1 protein-coding gene is annotated in these 470 nt (G+C 78.1%); it reads left to right on the top strand.

Annotation, left to right across the window (positions count from 1 at the left end; genetic code table 11):
• Positions 1 to 205: 205 nt before the first annotated feature.
• Positions 206 to 470 (top strand): DUF3499 domain-containing protein (locus tag NWP10_RS12340; protein ID WP_258301095.1); only part of this gene is annotated, 265 nt, incomplete at its 3' end.

Here is a 470-nt window from a genome sequence, read left to right as displayed (position 1 = left end):
CGCCCGCGCCGGACGCGGCGGCGCCCGGCTGAGGGGCTCCCGTCTCGGCCGGGCCGCCGGACGTGCCCCGCTCCGGGCCCGCGGCGTCGTCCTCCCCGGCGGGCAGCGGGGCGAGGGGATCGGGGGCGGCGGGCGCGGTCATGCGCGCCATGGTAGGCCACCGCGCGGACGGGCCGGCCGAGTAGGGTGGTCTGCCGTGGGACCCATGCGACGCTGTAGCAAGACCGGATGCCAGAGCCCGGCCCTGGCCACGCTGACGTACAACTACGCCGACTCCCAGGTGGTGATCGGACCGCTGTCCCGTCTCGCCGAGCCGCACACCTATGACCTCTGCGCCGAACACGCGCGCCGGACCACGGCCCCCCGCGGCTGGGAGGTGCTGCGCCTGGAGCTGCCCGAGCACTACGAGGCCGTCGCCCCGGACGGCACCGTGCACACCGTCCCCACCGCCCCGCGCGCGGTCCCCGCGG

It is taken from the genome of Micrococcus sp. HG099 (genome assembly GCF_024723355.1).
Lineage (GTDB): Bacteria > Actinomycetota > Actinomycetes > Actinomycetales > Micrococcaceae > Micrococcus > Micrococcus endophyticus.
This window is presented reverse-complemented; position numbering and strand designations above follow the sequence as displayed.